Source organism: Janthinobacterium sp. AD80, assembly GCF_002878455.1.
Classification (GTDB): Bacteria; Pseudomonadota; Gammaproteobacteria; order Burkholderiales; family Burkholderiaceae_D; genus Janthinobacterium.
In genome coordinates this window covers 1-2704 of sequence record NZ_NRDQ01000236.1, presented here as the reverse complement: position 1 = coordinate 2704, position 2704 = coordinate 1, and the positions used below count along the sequence as shown (strand labels likewise).

1 protein-coding gene and 1 pseudogene are annotated in these 2704 nt (G+C 66.6%); one reads left to right on the top strand and one right to left on the bottom strand.

Annotation, left to right across the window (positions count from 1 at the left end):
• A partial coding sequence (gshA, locus tag JaAD80_RS27745) for a glutamate--cysteine ligase (protein ID WP_102299354.1) occupies nucleotides 1-1124 on the bottom strand: 1124 nt, incomplete at its 3' end.
• Nucleotides 1125-1544: 420 nt separating this feature from the next.
• Between gshA and JaAD80_RS27740 the strand changes: the two are divergent.
• Nucleotides 1545-2704 (top strand): annotated as a pseudogene (locus JaAD80_RS27740) (pyruvate ferredoxin oxidoreductase); the annotation flags it as partial.

Sequence of the window (2704 nt, the reverse complement as noted above, 5' to 3'; positions counted from 1 at the left end):
GTGTTCTCGCGGCTTTCCGCATTGCCGGTGAGCGGGCTGTCCTGCAACGCGCAAAACAGCAGGAAGGCGTCGAGGAAGTGGCAGGTCGGCGCGCCGATGCCCAGCGGCTCGAACGGGTCGACATCGAGGCAGCGCACTTCCACGTACTGCACGCCGCGCTGGGCCAGCGCATGCAGCGGGCGCTCGCCGCTGTGCGCCACGCGCTTGGGGCGGATCGCCGAGTAGTATTCGTTCTCGATCTGCAGGCGGTTGGTGTTGATCTGCACCCACTGGCCCTCGCGCCGCGTGCCCAACTCGACATACGGCAGGTACGGGTGGTTCATCGCCGCCGCCAGGCTGGTGATATAGCTGTCGAGCGTGTTGTAGTCGGGCGTCAGGCCGGCCTGGGCATCGTTCTGGTAGCCCATGTCGCTCATGCGCAGGCTGGTGGCGTACGGCAGGTACACGGTATCGGCCGACAGCTGCTCCAGCGGGAAGTCGCCGCGCCCCGGAAAATGCGCCGCCAGCGCCGGCGCGGCGCCGAACAGGTACATCAGCAGCCAGCCGTAGCGGCGGAAGTTGCGGATCAGGGCGACATAGCTTTCGGACTGAAACTGCATCGCCGTGCCGCCGTCGCCCTCGTCCGCGCGCAGGTGCTGCCACAATTCGGGCGGCAGCGAGTAGTTGTAGTGGATGCCGGCGATGCACTGCATGCTCTTGCCATAGCGCAGCGCCAGGCCGCGCCGGTAGACATGCTTGAGCATGCCGATGTGCGAACTGCCATACCAGGCGATCGGGATGTCCGGGTCGGCGGGCAGCCGGCACGGCATCGAATGGCTCCACAGCATTTCGTCGCCCAGGCCGCTGAAGACGAAGCGGTGCAAGGCGTCGTAGCCATCGAGCATGGCGGCCGTGTCCTGCTCGGGCGGCGTGATCAGCTCGATCAGCGCTTCCGCGTAATCGGTGGTGATGGTGGGATGGGTCAGGGCCGCGCCCAGCGCCAGCGGATGCGCGGTGGCGGCCAGGTGGCCGCGGCTGTCCACGCGCAGCGCTTCGCGTTCGATGCCGCGCAATCCCCGGGCCAGCAGCGCACGTCCGTCCGCGTTGGCCAGCAGCGCCATACGGCGCGTCAATAGTGAACTCATAGCTGTGCTGCCTTTACAAAAAAGTATCGTTCGGCTTTCCATCTCGACGCCGACGATAAGCCCCAAGCCCCGCGCCACACAACTCGCAAATCCTGAGTACGGCGATCAGAAACACTGATGCCAGGGGCAAGGTGTGCGCATTTGCGGGGCCTGCGCCGGGCGCCGGCGTTCGCATCAGCGTTAGTGAGTGCTGCACTCAGGATTTGCGAATTGCGCCGTCCCGCCGTGGCCCTTATCTTGATAAACGAATATCAATAGACGGAAAAGTTTGGTTGCGCCGGCATCGCAGCGCCGGCGCGCCACTTCCTCCGTATCCGGCGCGCCGACATGGCCGCGTGCTCACGACGCATGCATGCGTGCATGCGGCATGCAAGCCAACTAGGAAGCCGACAAGGCGATGGGAGAACACAGGTGAAAGTGATGGACAAGATGGTCGCGGCCGACCCTGGCGTTGTACGCCTGAGCACGTATGCGCTGGAAGACAACCTGCAGGCACGCGGCGGCAGCGTTTTTCTCACCGGCACCCAGGCCCTGGTGCGCCTGCCGCTGATGCAGCGCTGGCTGGACCGCGAGCGGGGCTTGAACACGGCCGGTTTCATCAGCGGCTACCGCGGTTCGCCGCTGGGCGGCTACGACCAGGCCCTGTGGCGCGCGCGCACCCTGCTGGAAGCGCAGCAGATCCGCTTCCTGCCCGCCATCAACGAAGAGCTGGCCGCCACCGCCGTGCTGGGCAGCCAGCAGGTCGAGACCGACCCGCAGCGCACGGCCGAGGGCGTATTTGCGCTCTGGTACGGCAAGGGACCGGGCGTGGACCGGGCCGGCGATGCGCTCAAGCATGGCAATGTGTATGGCTCCTCGCCGCACGGCGGCGTGCTGGTGGTGGCCGGCGACGACCACGGCTGCGTTTCCTCGTCGATGCCGCACCAGAGCGATTTCGCCATGCAGGCGTGGAGCATGCCCATCGTCAATCCGGCCAGCATCGCCGAATACCTGGAATTCGGCTTGTACGGCTGGGCGCTGTCGCGCTTTTCCGGCATGTGGGTGGGCTTCAAGGCCATTTCCGAAACGGTGGAAAGCGGCGCCACGGTCGACCTGGATGCCCTGCACACCCGCTTCGACCAGCCGGCCGACTACAGCGCGCCGGCTGGCGGCCTGCATTACCGCTGGCCCGACCTGCCCGGCCTGCCCATCGAGACGCGCCACGCGCACAAGCTGGCCGCCGTGCACGCGTTCGCGCGCGCCAACAGCATCGACCGCCTGCTGTGCCCCAGCCCGCAAGCCGATATCGGCATCGTTACCTGCGGCAAGGCGCACCTGGACGTGCTGGAAGTGCTGCGGCGCCTGGGCTTGAGCCTCGATGTGCTGGAGCGCGCCGGCGTGCGCCTGTACAAAGTAGGCCTGAGTTTTCCGCTGGAAGCGCAGCGCCTGGCGCAGTTCAAGGCGGGCTTGCGGGAAATCCTCGTCATCGAGGAAAAGGGGCCGGTGGTGGAACAGCAGATCCGCACCCTGTTCTATAACCTGCCGGACAGCGCGCCGCCCGCTGGTGCTGGGCAAGCTCGATGCGGGCGCGCGCCGCTGCT